The organism is Hymenobacter siberiensis (assembly GCF_018967865.2).
Taxonomy (GTDB): Bacteria; Bacteroidota; Bacteroidia; order Cytophagales; family Hymenobacteraceae; genus Hymenobacter; species Hymenobacter siberiensis.
The window spans coordinates 944,577-959,913 of sequence record NZ_JAHLZY020000001.1 but is presented as its reverse complement, the minus strand read 5'-3'; the positions used below and the strand labels follow the sequence as shown (position 1 = coordinate 959,913).

At 57.2% G+C, this 15,337-nt stretch carries 14 protein-coding genes and 2 pseudogenes; 6 read left to right on the top strand and 10 right to left on the bottom strand.

Features of this window, described 5'->3' with window-relative positions:
* Positions 1–54: 54 nt before the first annotated feature.
* A complete protein-coding gene (locus tag KQ659_RS04140; protein ID WP_216690179.1) occupies positions 55–2,415 on the bottom strand; it encodes a M1 family metallopeptidase in 2,361 nt (786 codons plus the stop codon).
* Between the two features lie 270 nt (positions 2,416–2,685).
* Entirely contained in the window at positions 2,686–3,282 is a 597-nt protein-coding gene (locus tag KQ659_RS04135) for a HupE/UreJ family protein (protein ID WP_216690180.1), read from the bottom strand.
* 76 nt (positions 3,283–3,358) lie between these two features.
* On the opposite strand from KQ659_RS04135, the gene KQ659_RS04130 reads away from it, so the two are divergent.
* The 3 genes and pseudogenes from KQ659_RS04130 to KQ659_RS22205 all read left to right on the top strand — a co-directional run.
* Positions 3,359–4,282, top strand: a complete 924-nt coding sequence (locus KQ659_RS04130; RefSeq protein ID WP_216690181.1) for a hypothetical protein — start codon at positions 3,359–3,361, stop codon at positions 4,280–4,282.
* 250 nt (positions 4,283–4,532) lie between these two features.
* A pseudogene (locus KQ659_RS04125) lies at positions 4,533–4,674 on the top strand (IS3 family transposase); the annotation flags it as partial.
* Between the two features lie 612 nt (positions 4,675–5,286).
* A pseudogene (locus tag KQ659_RS22205) lies at positions 5,287–5,625 on the top strand (transposase); the annotation flags it as partial.
* A 33-nt stretch (positions 5,626–5,658) separates the two neighbouring features.
* Here KQ659_RS22205 and KQ659_RS04115 read toward each other — a convergent pair.
* Together KQ659_RS04115 and KQ659_RS04110 are read right to left on the bottom strand one after the other, a co-directional pair.
* A complete protein-coding gene (locus KQ659_RS04115; protein ID WP_216690184.1) occupies positions 5,659–6,204 on the bottom strand; it encodes a DUF305 domain-containing protein in 546 nt (181 codons plus the stop codon).
* A 180-nt stretch (positions 6,205–6,384) separates the two neighbouring features.
* On the bottom strand, positions 6,385–6,672 hold the full coding sequence (locus KQ659_RS04110; protein ID WP_226929825.1) for a helix-turn-helix domain-containing protein: 288 nt from the start codon (positions 6,670–6,672) through the stop codon (positions 6,385–6,387).
* Between the two features lie 418 nt (positions 6,673–7,090).
* Here KQ659_RS04110 and KQ659_RS04105 point away from each other — a divergent pair, with 418 nt between their 5' ends.
* The 3 genes from KQ659_RS04105 (at position 7,091) to KQ659_RS21410 (ending at position 8,074) form a co-directional block, all read left to right on the top strand.
* Positions 7,091–7,441: a DoxX family protein gene (locus tag KQ659_RS04105; RefSeq protein WP_216690186.1), complete on the top strand. Its 351-nt coding sequence runs from the start codon at positions 7,091–7,093 to the stop codon at positions 7,439–7,441.
* 5 nt (positions 7,442–7,446) lie between these two features.
* Positions 7,447–7,791 carry a DoxX family protein gene (locus tag KQ659_RS04100; RefSeq protein WP_216690187.1) on the top strand — a complete coding sequence of 115 codons (345 nt, stop codon included), beginning with the start codon at positions 7,447–7,449 and terminating at the stop codon, positions 7,789–7,791.
* A gap of 154 nt (positions 7,792–7,945) precedes the next feature.
* A complete protein-coding gene (locus KQ659_RS21410; RefSeq protein WP_262905473.1) occupies positions 7,946–8,074 on the top strand; it encodes a hypothetical protein in 129 nt (42 codons plus the stop codon).
* A gap of 403 nt (positions 8,075–8,477) precedes the next feature.
* Here KQ659_RS21410 and KQ659_RS04095 read toward each other — a convergent pair whose 3' ends face one another.
* From KQ659_RS04095 to KQ659_RS04070, 6 genes are all read right to left on the bottom strand, one after another.
* Complete coding sequence (locus KQ659_RS04095) at positions 8,478–9,593, bottom strand: IS4 family transposase (protein ID WP_216685403.1); 1,116 nt, start codon at positions 9,591–9,593, stop codon at positions 8,478–8,480.
* Between the two features lie 420 nt (positions 9,594–10,013).
* Entirely contained in the window at positions 10,014–12,623 is a 2,610-nt protein-coding gene (gene clpB, locus KQ659_RS04090) for an ATP-dependent chaperone ClpB (protein WP_216690188.1), read from the bottom strand.
* A 138-nt stretch (positions 12,624–12,761) separates the two neighbouring features.
* A complete protein-coding gene (locus KQ659_RS04085) occupies positions 12,762–13,490 on the bottom strand; it encodes a hypothetical protein (protein ID WP_216690189.1) in 729 nt (242 codons plus the stop codon).
* Between the two features lies 1 nt (position 13,491).
* Positions 13,492–14,262 carry a glycosyltransferase family 25 protein gene (locus tag KQ659_RS04080; protein ID WP_216690190.1) on the bottom strand — a complete coding sequence of 257 codons (771 nt, stop codon included), beginning with the start codon at positions 14,260–14,262 and terminating at the stop codon, positions 13,492–13,494.
* A 241-nt stretch (positions 14,263–14,503) separates the two neighbouring features.
* A complete protein-coding gene (locus tag KQ659_RS04075; RefSeq protein WP_216690191.1) occupies positions 14,504–14,920 on the bottom strand; it encodes a type II toxin-antitoxin system VapC family toxin in 417 nt (138 codons plus the stop codon).
* Complete coding sequence (locus tag KQ659_RS04070) at positions 14,917–15,159, bottom strand: hypothetical protein (RefSeq protein ID WP_216690192.1); 243 nt, start codon at positions 15,157–15,159, stop codon at positions 14,917–14,919. The genes KQ659_RS04075 and KQ659_RS04070 overlap by 4 nt, the downstream gene beginning before the upstream one ends.
* Positions 15,160–15,337 lie beyond the last annotated feature (178 nt).

The window sequence follows — 15,337 nt, the reverse complement described above, 5'->3', positions numbered from 1 at the left end:
AATGTAGTTCCAGCTTGCCCCGTTTCCTGCGAAGAGGGAACCGGGTGAGGTGGATTACTGGCCGCTGCCCACCGGCTTCTGCTCCAGCTTCTGCATGGGGCTGGCGGCGGCTTTGGGCTGCTGCATGGGGTTGGGCTGGACCTGCGGCAGCGGCTGCTCAAACAGCTCGAAGCGCGAGGCGGCAGGCTGACGGGGGAAGGCGTTGTTGCTCAAATCGGTATCGGCCGTTTGCTGAAAGGGGTCGATAACGAAGCTAATGACGGGCTTCTTGGTCACGATGACCTTGGTAACCTGAGCGTTGTTTTTGCGCCAGATTTCGGCCGGGATGGTCTGGATTTCCTGGGTGTTGTCGGCAAAGGTCATCTGCACGATGACGGGCATTACCAGGCCGCCCACGTTGCGCAGGCTCAGCTCGTAGAAGTTGCTCTGCGAGTCGTTGAGGCGCTGCTGCTGCTCGGGCGTTAGGGTGCCGAGCATGGCGGTGTAGCGCTGCTGGTCGGCGGGCGTTACGGCCAGCGGGTCGTAGTTGTTGTAGAAGTCCTTCAGCTCGGGCTTGTCATCGACCAGGGTTTTGGGGATGTCGGTGGCGTTGCGCTGGGCTGTGATGGACTGCGCCGCGGCGGCCTTCTGCTGCTGCAAACGGGCGTTTTCGACCTGCGGGTTGCGGGTGCTGGCGTTGTAGGATTTCACCGATTCCAAGGCAATGTCGGTGTGCTCGGTGGTGTAGAACCAGCCGCGCCAGAACCAGTCGAGGTCCACGGCCGAAGCGTCTTCCATGGTGCGAAACAGGTCGGCGGGCGTGGGGTGCTTGTAGGCCCAGCGCTGGGCGTAGGTTTTGAAGGCGTAGTCGAACAGCTCGCGGCCCATCACAGTCTCACGCAGGATGTTGAGGGCCGTGGCGGGCTTGCCGTAAGCGTTGTTGCCAAATTGCAGGGCCGACTCCGAGTTAATCATAATCGGCGATTGCAGGTTGTCGGCAGTGGCCATGTAGGCCGCGATGTTGCGGGGCTCGCCGCGGCGGCTGGGGTAGTTGCGCTCCCACTCCTGCTCGGTAAGGAACTGCACGAACGAGTTCAGGCCCTCGTCCATCCACGTCCACTGCCGCTCGTCGGAGTTGATAATCATGGGGAAGAAGTTGTGGCCCACTTCGTGGATAATCACTGAAATCATTCCGTATTTTACCTGCTGCGAGTAGGTACCGTCTTTCTCGGGCCGGCCGCCGTTGAAGCACAGCATCGGATACTCCATACCGCCCACCGGACCGTGCACCGAAATGGCCACCGGATACGCGTAGGGAATGGTGTATTTCGAGTAGGTTTTGATGGTGTGGGCCACCACCTGCGTCGAGTATTGGCCCCACAGGGGGTTGCCCTCCTTGGGGTAGTAGCTCATGCACATCACGGGCTTGCCATCCTGCTTAATCTGCATGGCATCCCAGATGAACTTGCGCGAGCTGGCCCAGGCGAAGTCGCGCACGTTTTTGGCGGCAAACGTCCAGGTTTTGGTGCCGGTGGCGCGGCTGCTTTCGTTCTTCACGGCCTCGTCCTGGCTCACGATGAGCACGGGCTTGGTGGCCGATTTGGCCTGCTCCCAGCGCTTCTGCTGGGTGGCGGTGAGGACCTGGGCGGCATTTTGCAGCGTGCCGGTAGCGCCCACGATGTGGTCGGCCGGCGCGGTGATGCTCACCTTGTAATCGCCGAAGGGCAGCGTGAACTCGCCATTGCCCAGAAACTGCTTGTGCTGCCAGCCCTGGTTATCGGAGTACACGGCCATGCGGGGGTAGAACTGAGCCATCTCGTAGAGGTAGTTCTTGTCGGCCTCGAAGTACTCGAAACCACTGCGCCCGCCCTGCTTGTACTGGTCGGTGATGTTATAGTGCCACTTCACCTGGAACGATACGGCCTGGCGCGGCAGCAGCGGACTGGGCAGGTCGATGCGCATCATCGTATTGTTCGTCACGGTGTGCAGGGCGCGACCGTCCTTGCCGGTCACGCTCTCAATCTTGAAACCGCCATCGAAGCCCGACATCATGCCATCCACCGCCTGGAACGTCATCTTGTCCTGCAGCTGGCCGACTTGCGTGGCGTTGGCAATCGAGTTTTTCTCGTAGATATTTTGGTCGAGCTGCACCCAGAGGTAGGGCAGCGCATCGGGCGAGAGGTTGGTGTAGGTGATGGTTTCGCGGCCGGTGAGAGCCTGCTTGGCATCATCGAGGGTGACTTTGATGTCGTAGTCGGCCCGCTGCTGCCAGTAGTCGGTGCCGGGCGCACCGCTGGCGGTGCGGTAGCTGTTGGGCGTGGGCAGCATCGTTTCGAGCTGCGCAAATTTGTCGGTGCCGGAGTTGGTAGTTTGGGCAATGGCGGGTGCCTGCCCTGCCACGGCCAGCACCAAGCCGGCGAATAAAAGACGACGCATAGAAAAAGCGTGAAGTGAAGAAATCAGATTGAAAACTGGCGACCAATAAGGTCGCTTAAAGTTACGGCAAGGTTGCGGAAGGGCGCGGCGAGTGGGCAACAAGGGAAAATGGAAGAGCCATCGAAACGTCATGCCGAGCGCAGCCGAGGCATCTCGCGTGGGGTAGTAATCCAATCGTGAAGACGTGTTTGATTAGTAGTGGCACGCGAGATGCCTCGGCTGCGCTCGGCATGACGTTCTTTTTCGTCGCTTTAATCCCTGCCCCCGCCCCTACGGCCACAGCAGCTGCAGCAGCAGCACCGTAGCAATGCCCAGGGCCGCGCCGCTGGTGGTCAGCAGCCAGTCGCGGCGTGCCACGCGCAGGCTGCCGAGCAGCACCGCCCCAACCAGCAGAATGGTCGCCACGATGAGCACCTGCCCCAGCTCCACGCCTACGTTGAAGGCCAGCAGCTCCTCCAGCGGGCGGCTGTTGGCCCCGAGCAGCGCCCGCAGATAGTTGGAAAATCCCAGCCCGTGAATCAGCCCAAACCCCAGCGCCAGCGCATTGGGAGCCACCGCCAGCACCGACGTACGCCGGGTGATGAGCTGGCCCGCCCCGCGCAGGTTCCACAGCGCCGTAACCATGATAGTGACCGGAATCAGCGCCTCGATGAGAGCTGGCCTGAACGCAACCAGCCCCAGCGTGGCCAGCGCCAGCGTGAGCGAATGCCCCACCGTGAAGCTGGTAACCAGCGCCAGCACGCGCCGCCAGTCGGCCAGCACGTAGGGCGCGCACAGGGCCAGCAAAAACGTGAGGTGGTCGGCCGCGCGCGGCGTGCAGATATGCAAAAAGCCGAGTTGCAGGTAGGTCTGAAAAACGGAAGCCATGCGGCAAAGCTAGCGGCTTCAGATTTGGGGGACGCCTTCCTAACTTGTACCGTTTTTCCACTTCCTTTTCTATATTATGCTGAAACGCTACCAACTGCTTTTACTGCTGCTTCCCCTCGGCGCGGCCCGGGCCCAGGCCCCGGCCAACCCGGCCCCGGGCACTTTCTACCTCACGCGCCAGGACTCGGCCCGGGCCGTGCACGAGCTGTTTCAGAGCCGGCGCGGCGGCGGGTTTGGGTGGCTGGCGTTTGGCGGGGCGGGCACGGCGGCCTCCATCATTCCCGCCCAGCAGGCCACCAGTGCCGGCGTCTGGGTACCCGGTGTCGTCATCGGCTCGGCCCTGGCAGTGCTGGGCACCAAAAAGCTAATCCAGTTCGGGTGGGGACGTGAGCGCCGGGTGTTGCGGAAGCTGGCCGCCACCGGCCACTTACCCATCGACGTTCAGCGCCGGCTGCACGGCAGCTTTGCACCCCTGCACGGCACGGCCTCCGCGCCGAATCCGCTGCTTGCCTACAGTACTGCCCCTACTGGTGCGCCGGCGGCCGACGGCGCTGTTCCGGCCCCGGTTTCCGGTACTCCAGCGGCCGAAGCTCCGCCCCGGACGCTGGCCGACGCCCGGCAGGATACGCTCGATGCCGTGCAGGGCCTGTTCAATGCCAAGCGGCTGGTCGGGCAGCTGCCCATCCTGCTCGCCCTGCCCGGCCTCCGCCTGATGACTGGTGCCACCAAAACCGGCGTCCCGAATTCGCCATACATCCAGACCCAGAGCAGCGACCCGCCGGCGGGCCAGATAGCCCTCGGCCTGCTGCTGATGACGGGCGGCGTCACGTACATGTTCTTGCACAATGCCCCCTACTCCGACGCCAAGTTTAAGCTGCTGCACGACGAGTACCTGGCCGGCCATCCGCTCCCGCCCGCCCTGCGCGCCCAGCTTAAGCCCAAGCACATTGAGGCCGGCCGCACCTACCGCGAAAAAATGGAGCGCCGGGGCCATCGGTAATACGCCAACTTCCGCGCCCGTTTATCCACAAAAAAAGCCCTGACCAATGCTGGTCTTGTCCTTACCCACATCTTCCAAAAAGCGCCGGCCAGTAGGCCGGCGTTTTTTGTGGGGTCTTGTGGGGGGTGGGCAGTAGCTTGCGGGATGAGTATTTCGACGCATTTCTGCGACCCGCAGTTGTGGGCTGTCCCGTCCGGGTATTTGTTGACACCTTTTCCGAAGATGTCATGGAAAACCCTTCTGGCCGCGTGTGCGGCGTAGTCAACGCGACTACAGTTTGCCCTTTAAATTGGCCGTGGTGGGCGAAGTCGGCCGCGGCGAGCTGAGCTACAACCAAGCCCAGCGGCGCTACGGCATCCAGGGCCGCAGCACGGTGCTGACCTGGTGCCGGCGGTATGCCAGCCATTTCGTAACTTTTAAGGCCGCCGGACCCACTTCCCCCGGCGGCGTCCCCGCCGTGGACCCGACTCCGGAACAGCATGTCAAGCAGTTGGAAACTGCTTGACGTGAACAGAAAAAGCAGTACGAGAAGCAGTTAAAAGATAGTAAGACCTGAATTTGTTGCTGCGCACGATGCTGCAGGTGGTGGAGAAGGACCACGGCATCCCCCTGCCAAAAAAGTCTTTCCGGCGGCCGTTCGCCGCCTGGGGGCCGACAAAGCCTTGAGCACCCAGCGCAGTTGCCAGCTCTACGGCGTGAGCCGGCAAGGCCTCTACCAGCGCCGCCAGCGCCAGGCCCGGCAGGCGGTGCGCGCCGAGCAGGTACTCGAGCAGGTGCGCACCGTACGCATCAAGCTCCCGCGCCTGGGCACGCGAAAAGTGCTCCACAAAATCACGCCCCTGTTGCGGGTCCAAGGCGTGGCCTGCGGGCGCAATGCCTTGTTCACCCTGCTGCGCCAACGCGGCTTGCTCGTACCCAAAAAACGCAGCTACACCAAGACCACCGGCTGCCTGGCCGCCCTGGACCGGGCCGTACGCGAAGCCGGCCGGGCCGCCACCGGCTGCATCCACCACTCCGACCGCGGCAGCCAGTACGCCTCCGACGCCTACCAGGCGGCGCTGAAGAAGGCGAAACTGCGCTGCTCGATGACCGACGGCTACGACTGTTACCAGAATGCGCTAGCCGAGCGGGTCAACGGCATTTTAAAAGACGAATTCCTCTTCGTGCTCCCCGACGACCTGGCCCAGGTCCGTTTGCTCGTCGACCAAGCCGTGCACCTCTACAACGAGGAACGCCCACACCTGGCCCTGAACTACTTAACCCCAAATCAAGTCCATCAGCAAGGAAAAAGCCCCGCCGGAAAATCCGAGCAGGGCCCTTGCCTTATTCCTGTCAACATATAGCCGAACGAGACACGCGGACGCGGTGGCGGGGCGTTACTTGTTGCGCGCGAGCCAGTCCTGCAATTCCTTGATTTCCTGGCGCTGGTCGGCAATGATGGCCTGGGCCAGGTTGCGGGTCGTGGTCTGGCGGCCGTGCACCAGCAGGGCCTCGGAGTTGTCGATGGCCGCCTGGTGGTGGTCCACCATCAGCTGGGCAAAGTCGTAGTCGGCCCGGCCCGTAATGGTGCGCTTGTCGCTGCTGGCCATCATCTTGTCCATATTGGCTTTTTGAATCTGGCTGAACTGCGGCACGAGTGGCTGCTGCGGCTGGTGGCCGCCGAGGAAGGCGTTAAACTGGGCAATCTCGGCCTGCTGCTTGTTGACGATGGTTTGAGCCGTCGTTTTCATCTCCTGGTTCGAGCCGCTTTTCAGCTCTTCCTGCGCCATTTTGATGGCCGCCTCGTGGTGCAGCACCATCTGGGAGGCGTAGTCGTGGTCGGGGTCCTGGGTTTTGGCCTGGACATCCATTTTCGTCATCATGTCCATCATAATGGTCATGTACACGCTTTGGTGGGCCGGGTCCATGTCATGACCTTTCATGCAGGACGAAAAAAACAGCCCCAGCAGGGCAAAGGCAAGCAGGGGTAAACGAAAGCGAGACATAGTCAAGATGAAGTTCTGGTGAGCGCCCATAACACCCAAGCCGGGTATTTTGATTCGATGGTTTTCTACTATTTGCCAGCCTGATTTCCAGCCTGATTTCCAGCCTGATTTCCAGCCCTAAATCAACGAATCCAGACTCCGGCGGGCGGGGCTGGCGGGGCCCAGGCGCTGAAACTCGGTGGGGGTAAGGCCGGTCAGTTGCCGGAACTGCCGCGAGAGGTGCGCCGGGCTGCTGTAGCCCAGCTGCTGCGCTACTTCGGCCATGGGCAGCTCGCCGTACCCAATCAACTCCTTGGCCCGCTCCACCTTCTGGCGAATGATGAACTTCTCAATCGTGAGGCCTTCGGACGCGGAGAACAGGTGCGACAGGTAGTGGTAGTCCTTCTCCAGGTAGGGCCATCGCACCAAATAGGGTCATTGCACCAAATGCGTAGTTAGCGTTTTCTGATTGAGCTTAAAAAAAACATGTGTCGATTGCCGAATCGAATGGCCCTTTCCAGCGCCAAGATTCGGTGAAATGATTTACTGGCTGCTCAAATAGTTACAACAGCCTCCTCACAACTCGCCTTGTTCAAATCGTGTTATTGGTCAATGCGTTATGAATATTAGCTCAACTATAGCAACGCTAACTGTGCATTTGGTACAATGGCCCTATATTGAGAAAGAAGTAATATTGACAATCAACCAAATATAAACCGAGCCCGTAGAGTGTATACCAGGATGTAAGCTCAGTGTAACTTCTACCGCAAGACGGGAAGCGTCTGCCAGAAGGGGGCTGCCGTGATGGCCTGCGACGATGCGTACTTTTTAAATAATATCGAATATGAGTGTAATAATTGTACTCGCCCAAATCATCATCGCCATTTCCATTGTTGTGGTGTGGGTATTCCGTTTCGATAACATCGTTAAGGAATTCAAGCAGTATGGGCTGCCGGATTTGGTACGCAACATGGTGGGCGCAACCAAAATCTCGTTGGCTACGCTGTTGGTGGCCGGCATCTGGTTTCCGCAGCTGGTGCTGGTGCCGGCCCTGATAATGGCTTTTTTGATGTTATGCGCGCAATTGGCCCACATTAAAGTGCGCAACCCCTGGTACAAATATGTACCCTCCCTCCTGCTGCTGGTTTTGTCGTTGTTTGTGGCCGCGGCTTACGCAGGTGTGATTTCTGTATGAACCTAATGATTACTATTCTCACCTGGATTTCCAGTATCTCCTTTCTTTTTTACGGCATCAGTTATTTCAAATCGGCGCACCTGCAGCAGGAGTTTGTGCGCTACGGGCTGCAGAAGTTTGGGCCACTGACGGCTATACTGGAGTTGCTGGGAGCCATTGGGTTGCTCGTGGGCCTGGTTTCCCCGCTCATTCTGCTGCTCGCTTCGGGAGGGCTAGCGCTACTCATGCTGCTGGGCTTCGGTGTGCGAATGAAAATCGGCGACGGTTTTTGGCTATCGCTACCATCCTTCCTGTTCATGCTGCTCAACGGCTACATCTGCTACGTAACGTGGCAGCGCTATACCGCTTAGCTGTTCTGCAACTGGCGCGAATTTAGCGCAGCGTAACTCGTGCCTGAACACCGGGCGAGGCTGTGCCTCGCAACAGAACGGCTTGCCCTGAAACTACCTGGCGGCGCGGCTGGCCATTGCCGCGTTGCGGCAGTGGAGGCACAGCCTCCATATCATGGCTGTTCACGAGTTACGGCTGCACCTAAACTCGCGCCAGATTGGCGTTGCGGTGTTGCACCAAATGTACCGCACCCGGCGCTACCGCGAGCGCGTGGAGCGGTGCGCACTGCGGCGGGCAGCGTAGTCGGCTAGGCCGCACTACCTTACCAATCTGTAGCTTGCAGGAATTAGTCTTCCTTTTATTAAAACTTGAAATGCATAAACACCTACTCGTTTCGGCACTAATTTTTGGCATTTCTACTTCCGCTTTTGCGCAGGCTCAGAATACGCAGCCGCTTACTTCTACACCAATTGTAACAACTTCGCCTGCTGTCTCATCCGACACGGTACAAGCCATTCATCAGTTGTTTAAAAGCCATCGCACCGGCGGCTTTATTTTGACTGGAGGCGCCGTGATTTTCACGCGCATTGCTATTAGCACGGTTGGCACCGTACCAGCAGGTGTTTTTGTAGTTATTTTTGGTGGAATACCGGCCATAATTGGTTTTGGAAAGATTGTGCGATTTAGTGTAAGCAAAGAAGCTACTCTACCCTACTATTTTTCTAGTGAATTGATATCGAGTAATTTGCCAGCAAAACCAGCGCAATACTGTTTCCACCATTCGGGCGAGCTTCTCAGCCGCCCCGGTACCGGGGCGGCTGAGCTGGCGCAGGATATTTAAGCCGTGTCGGCTAAGGCTCATGGCTCGGTAGCCGTGGTTTTTGCGGCCGATGGGCTGGCTTTTCCGGTCGGCTACCGTGCCCACGCCCAGGCAAAAGGCGTACGCCAGACTGACCAGGGCCACGAGCTTGCGCAACTTCAGGTGGCAGCGCAAGTGACTGGCCTCCAGGTTGAAGCCCCGGCCTTTGAGGTTCTGAAAGCACTGCTCGATGGTCCAGCGCTTGGCGTAGAGCTGCCCCATGTACGGCAGGCCCACGTTGCCAAAAAGAAAGAGGAAATCCCCGTCCGTCAAGGCCTTGACCCAGACCTGTCCCCAGACCCCGTCGACCTGGCACTGGGCGAAGCGCCGGGTCTGTCCGACGGCCAGGCCCAGGTCCGTAATGGCTTGCCGGCGGCCACTCGGGTGAGTGAGCAGATGGTGCCGGGGTAGACGCATAACAAAAGGCAGTCCGTTGTCCTTGAGCCATTTGAACCAGGCATGGCCCACGAATTCGCGGTCGCCCAGCACCAGGCCAATCCGGTCTTTGCCCAGCACCTGGACGCAGACCCGGAGCAGGGCGATGCGGTCAGCCGCGTTGGAATTGCCGCTGCGGTTGTCGAGCAGTTCCCAGTAGAGGGGCACGTGAAACGCGCCCTGACCCACGGTCACGAGCAGGATATTGACCTGGCACTGGCCGAAATCCCACTCCGTGCGGTCCAGGCACAGGCGCAGCTTGCCCTGGGCCGGCAGCAGGCCCAGCACTAACTGCGCCAGCACCAGATAGTTCAGGTCCGTTTCGCGGAAAAAATCCTGAATCCGGGTTTCGTTCGAGGCCAACTTGACGGCATCGTTCAAGTGCTGGGCCACCTCGCAGAATTGGACGTTGCGGCTTTTTATCAGCGCGATAATGAACTGGCTCACAAACTTTTGGCGAGCCAGGTTGCGCACCACCGGCAGGTGTTGTAAAACGGTCGTAATTTTGGCGATGAGGCGTTGCTTCATGGGGCGGAACGAGTTGAGCGTGTAGGAACCTCAAAGGTCGGGCCGCCCCGTTTTTTTGCCTTGCCTGACTTTTAGTAGGGTAGAGTACAAAGAAGCTAAAATTGTAAGTAATTTTGAAAAGAACAAGACATTACCAAATGCAATTCGTCGCAGACTCAAGCGAGAGTATTTCAAACAATTAAGTAGTCGTGCAGAAGTAAGCGTATTGATTCTAGAACGTCATGCTGAGCTTGTCGAAGCATCTCTACCGCTTCACAAGGGCCGTTCAACGAAGCGGTAGAGATGCTTCGACAAGCTCAGCATGACCGCCTTTTTTGCTACGGTTACTTTTGCGCGATTACTTAGAATCACTAAACAATAAAAAGCCCCACCAGCAAGACGCTGACGGGGCTTTCCCATTCTAAACCAACCAACCGGCAATTACACCGCCGGCATCTCCACGTTCTCGAACTTCACCGCGCCGTCTTCCAGCACGGCTTCTACCACCGAATCTTTCGAGACGCGGCCGGAGAGGATGTCTTTCGACAGCTCGTTCAGAATCACGCGCTGCAACACGCGCTTCAATGGCCGCGCACCAAACTGCGGGTCGTAGCCGGCTTCACCCAGGTAGTCGAGCACTTCGCTGGTGGCTTCGAGCTGGATACCGGCCTCGACCAGGCGCTGCTGGATTTGGCGGAACTGGATATCGACAATCTTGCGGATTTCCTTGCGCTTGAGGGGCTGGAACATCACGATTTCGTCGATGCGGTTCAGGAACTCGGGGCGCATGTGCTGCTTGAGGCGCTCCATGACTTCGTCGCGGGTGCGGTCGACTACTTCGTCGTGGTTGAACTCGTTGAGCTCCTTGAAGTTCTTCTGGATTATGTCGGCCCCGGTGTTCGAGGTCATGATGATGATGGTGTTCTTGAAGTTGGCCACCCGGCCTTTGTTGTCGGTGAGGCGGCCGTCGTCGAGCACTTGCAGCAGAATATTGAACACGTCGGGGTGCGCTTTTTCGATTTCATCGAGCAGCACCACCGAGTAGGGCTTGCGGCGCACGGCCTCCGTGAGCTGGCCGCCCTCGTCGTAGCCCACGTAGCCGGGAGGCGCCCCAATGAGGCGCGACACGGCGTGGCGCTCCTGAAACTCGCTCATGTCGATGCGCACCATCGAATTCTCGTCGTTGAACAGGTACTCGGCCAGAGCCTTGGCCAGCTCGGTTTTGCCCACGCCCGTCGAGCCCAGGAAAATGAACGAGCCTATCGGCCGCTTGGGGTCCTGCAGGCCGGCGCGGGAGCGGCGCACGGCATCGGAAATAGCCGCAATGGCCTCGGCCTGGCCGGCCACGCGCTTGCCCAATTCGGCTTCGAGCTGGAGCAGCTTCTCACGGTCCGATTGCAGCATTTTGCTCACCGGAATGCCCGTCCACTTGGCCACCACTTCGGCGATGCTCTCGCTCGTGACGACCTCCTGGAGCATGGTGCCGCCATCCTTGTTGGCGGCGGCTTCTTCCTGCAAGTTTTTCAGCTTGGCTTCGGCTTCCTGAATCTTGCCGTAGCGCAGCTCCGCTACCCGAGCATAATCGCCCTGACGCTCAGCTTGTTCAGCCTCTAATTTGAACTGCTCAATGGCTTCTTTCTGGGTTTGAATGCCCGTCAGAATGCCTTTTTCGCTTTCCCAGCGGGCCTTTAGGGTGTCGCGCTTGTCGTTCAGGTCGGCCAATTCCTTGCTGAGAATGGCTTCGCGGTCACGGTTATCTTCGCGGCGGATGGCTTCGCGCTCAATTTCGAGCTGCATGATGCGGCGCTGGATTTCGTCGAGCTCCACGGGCATGGAATTCAACTCGATGCGGAGCTTGGCGGCGGCCTCGTCCATGAGGTCGATGGCCTTGTCGGGCAGGAAACGGTCGGTGATGTAGCGCGAGCTTAGCTCTACGCAGGCAATCACAGCGTCGTCGGTGATGCGCACGCCATGGTGCAGCTCGTACTTCTCCTTGATGCCGCGCAGGATGCTGATGGCGTCTTCCTGGTTGGGCTCGTCCACGGTCACGGCCTGGAAACGGCGCTCCAGGGCCTTGTCCTTCTCGATATACTTCTGGTATTCCTTGAGCGTGGTGGCCCCGATGGCGTGCAGCTCGCCGCGCGCCAGGGCGGGCTTGAGCAGGTTGGCGGCGTCCATGGCACCCTCGCCCCCGCCGCCGGCCCCAATGAGGGTGTGCATCTCGTCGATAAAGAGCACAATCTGGCCATCGGAATCGGTCACTTCCTTGATGACGGCCTTGAGGCGCTCCTCAAACTCGCCCTTGTACTTGGCCCCTGCGACTAGCAGGCCCATGTCGAGGCTCATAATGACTTTGTCGCGCAGGTTTTCGGGCACGTCGCCGGCCACGATGCGCTGGGCCAGGCCCTCCACGATGGCAGTTTTGCCCACGCCGGGCTCACCGAGCAGCACGGGGTTGTTTTTGGTGCGGCGCGAGAGGATTTGCAGCACGCGGCGGATTTCCTCGTCGCGGCCAATCACGGGGTCCATCTTGCCGCGCCGCACCTGTTCGTTGAGGTTAGTGGCGTAGCGGTTCAGGCTCTGGTACTGGTCTTCGGCGCTCTGGCTGGTGACTTTGCGCCCGCCGCGCAGCTCCTGAATGGCGGCCTTCAAGTCCTTGTCGTTGAAGCCGGTGTCTTTGAGCAGGGTGGCCACGGCATCCTTGCCGCTAAGGATGCCCAGCAGCAGGTGCTCGACGGACACGAACTCGTCGCCCATGCCCTTCATGGCGGCGTTGGCGCGCTGCACGGCGGCAGCGGCCTCGTTGGCGAAGTAGGGCGAGCCGCCGCTCACCTTGGGGTAGGCAGCCACAATGGCATCGAGCCGCGGCGTGAGGATGTTGAGGTTGGCGCCCAGCTTATTGGCCAGAAACGAGAAGACGCTTTCGTCGCTCTGGAAGAGGCCCTTCAGCAAATGGCCCGTTTCGACGGCCTGCTGCTGGTTGCCCCCGGCTATTTCGGTGGCCTTCTGCACGGCCTCCTGTGCCTTGATGGTGAAGTTTTTAAAGTCCATTTTCGTTAGTCGCTAGGTGGGTGCTTCGGGTCAGGAAGTCGCTACGAAGGGACTAGCAAATGAGGTGCGAGAAGGGATTTTCGGACTTTTTGGCGGGAAAACGCGAATTTCAATAATGTATAAACTAACAATTTGTCATTATTGGGGTGTGTATTTGATTCTCTTTAGCTTCCCTGTTGAATAGGCAGTTGATGCTTTATCGTTAGTCGAATAGAAAAACAAATAAGACTTGGTTTTTCCAATGTAAAATTCAGTATTACTAGATGTTAGTGTATTGCCTTCAAATTCAACCTCTACGTTACTGAAATAACCCGCTTTCACTTTTTGAATCTCATTCCACGTTGCGAGTAGAATCAGAGACGTGAAACTTATTATCAAAGAGAGTATTATCACGTACTGCTGAAGCGACTGAATACCGGGATATGCACTTGATTCTAGGGCTGCCATTGGCACCAGCATGGTAATAACAGGCCATGCACAAACGTACCTAACAAGTTCAAACTTCTCTATTTTAGGTCTTCTCCAAAGAATCGACAAAAACACAAGAAGGAATACAAAGCCTATAAATATTACAGGCAGCAGAAGGCTAACATGCATACTCAGCCTTTGAAAGAAGCCTAATCCAATATCAATTCCCGAAAGGTTGTAAGGCAGAATGATGCCAACATATGGAATGGCCAGAATCAACACAATCACACTCGCTGTTGCTATATTATCTGCGAATAGAGTTATTATCTCACTTGGGTCGATATAGTCAACGATTGGAACGTTGAAAGCTTTATAATAAATAATGAATTTTGAAAACCCAACTATTAGCAATGCTAGTGAGATAACACTTATGGTTTGACTTGAAAAGAAGGATTCCATGCTATCTAAATTTGGTAGAACTGGAAAATGAGTAATCAACCCAGCATAGTGGCTCATTAAAGTGATATGCAAGAATCCGCCTATCGCGAATTAACGAGCCAATTGCAGAATCTACGCCACCTCGTGTCACTTGTACAGTTGGAACCATGTTTAAAAGTTTTCTTGCACCATTATAGCTAACGATGTATCCGTAAGCCCCATTTCTAATTTGATATGGAATGAAGGCTTGTCCATTTATAATAACACGTTTATTATGCGGGTAATTATTCCCGGAATTTAGAAATAATATATCAAAATCAGAAGGTACCAATTTCAATGCATGGTTTAGCTCGCTGTTAAAATTTTCAGCAAGGATTATATCATCCTCAAAAATCATTGAATACTCAAGCTTTCGACTAACTGCTTCTGTCCAAATCGAATAATGCCCAAGCCAGCACCCAATACTGCCTTTTGAAAGGTAGTCAGCTGACCTCACACTTATTACATTAGTGAATTTGTAGGCAGCCTGCCAGATGACACCATCATGAATAGTGTAACCTAGTTTCTCATTATTAAATCTCTTTTTGATAACGCTTTGCCTATTCAGGCTGGTTTTCAGCGATAAAACGAATGTCTGCCGTATGCATATTGACCCATCAACTATACGTTTGACTTCGGGAGGCTTATGCCATCTCAATCTGAGCTTAGCATATTCAATCCTATTGCTGAAATTATAATGCGCAAAAGCATTAAGCACTAATGAGCTGAACAGCTTTAGTATTCCGGTAACCACGAATATGCTTGAAAGTAAATCTTGGTAGAAAGCAGGAGCAAGCTACATAGAAGCTTCAGTTTCTCTCAGCGGCGCGGGCAGCGGGCGGCGGCCGTGAGGCAGAAGCTGTGGTATCGTTCCAGCGGCGTGGGCAGCGGGCGGGGGCGTTGGGGGTGAAGGCGGCGGTTGGGGCTACTGTGGCGCAGAAGCGGTGGTATCGTTCCAGCGGCGGGGGCAGCGGGCGGGGCGGCGGGGGGGCGACTTATGGATTGTCAATCCAGTTTTCCTGCACCAAGCCCGATATATCAGCGAAGTGCCTGGTATTGCGCGTAACCAGCAGGAGGTCGTGCCGGAGAGCCGTGCAGCCTATCATCAGGTCGAAATCATCGACAGGGCGGCCGGCGCGACGCAAGCGGGTTTTCTCGGCGGCGTAGTATTCGAAGCAGTCCGCAATGGGCAGTATATGCCCTTCGAACGCAATACGAAGCTCATTCAAGGCCTGTCGGTTAGCGGCCTGTTTGTTTGGGGCGCTGTTGGCTACGCCGTACAGCATTTCGGCGATTGTCAATTCGCTGATGAAGCAGTTATCAAAGCCGATACTATCCAGCTTTTCGACAATGCCGTATTCGTTTTTGGTGAAATGAATGCAGATATTAGTATCCAGCAGGTAGAAACTCATAGCTCTACATCGCGGTCGCGGAAGTGCCGCGATTCCGTGAGCATCTTATTGATTTCATCCCCACTTTCGTCGGACTGCCAGGAACCTGCCAGCGCCAAAAAGCGCCGCCGCCGCTCTTCTTCCGAAATAACGGCGACTGAAGGCGTGGCGGTGGCTTTTACGCCCAGCCGTTGCGCCAGGCTCAACAGCAAGTGCAGGTCGGAATCGTTGGTTGGCTCTAAAACGAGTGTGGTAGCCATAACGGGCAGATGCTGGATGACGGAGTGAAACGATGCTGCTTCCAAAGCTAAGTTACACAGAAGCTCAGGTTTCTTCAGCGGCGGGCGTAGCTGGCGGGGGGGCGGGTAAGAGGCCGGGGCGGGAGTAGCGCCTGGCGCGCGCAGGAGCGGGGTTGGGTGGCTGCGATTGGCGTAGATA

Coding starts and splice junctions, on each gene's coding strand:
- KQ659_RS04140 (WP_216690179.1), bottom strand. CDS start 2,415: ATGCGTCGTCTTTTATTCGCCGGCTTGGTGCTGGCCGTGGCAGGGCAG.
- KQ659_RS04135 (WP_216690180.1), bottom strand. CDS start 3,282: ATGGCTTCCGTTTTTCAGACCTACCTGCAACTCGGCTTTTTGCATATC.
- KQ659_RS04130 (WP_216690181.1), top strand. CDS start 3,359: ATGCTGAAACGCTACCAACTGCTTTTACTGCTGCTTCCCCTCGGCGCG.
- KQ659_RS04115 (WP_216690184.1), bottom strand. CDS start 6,204: ATGAAAGGTCATGACATGGACCCGGCCCACCAAAGCGTGTACATGACC.
- KQ659_RS04105 (WP_216690186.1), top strand. CDS start 7,091: ATGAGTGTAATAATTGTACTCGCCCAAATCATCATCGCCATTTCCATT.
- KQ659_RS04100 (WP_216690187.1), top strand. CDS start 7,447: ATGATTACTATTCTCACCTGGATTTCCAGTATCTCCTTTCTTTTTTAC.
- KQ659_RS21410 (WP_262905473.1), top strand. CDS start 7,946: ATGGCTGTTCACGAGTTACGGCTGCACCTAAACTCGCGCCAGATTGGC.
- KQ659_RS04095 (WP_216685403.1), bottom strand. CDS start 9,593: ATGAAGCAACGCCTCATCGCCAAAATTACGACCGTTTTACAACACCTG.
- clpB (WP_216690188.1), bottom strand. CDS start 12,623: ATGGACTTTAAAAACTTCACCATCAAGGCACAGGAGGCCGTGCAGAAG.
- KQ659_RS04085 (WP_216690189.1), bottom strand. CDS start 13,490: ATGGAATCCTTCTTTTCAAGTCAAACCATAAGTGTTATCTCACTAGCA.
- KQ659_RS04075 (WP_216690191.1), bottom strand. CDS start 14,920: ATGAGTTTCTACCTGCTGGATACTAATATCTGCATTCATTTCACCAAA.
- KQ659_RS04070 (WP_216690192.1), bottom strand. CDS start 15,159: ATGGCTACCACACTCGTTTTAGAGCCAACCAACGATTCCGACCTGCAC.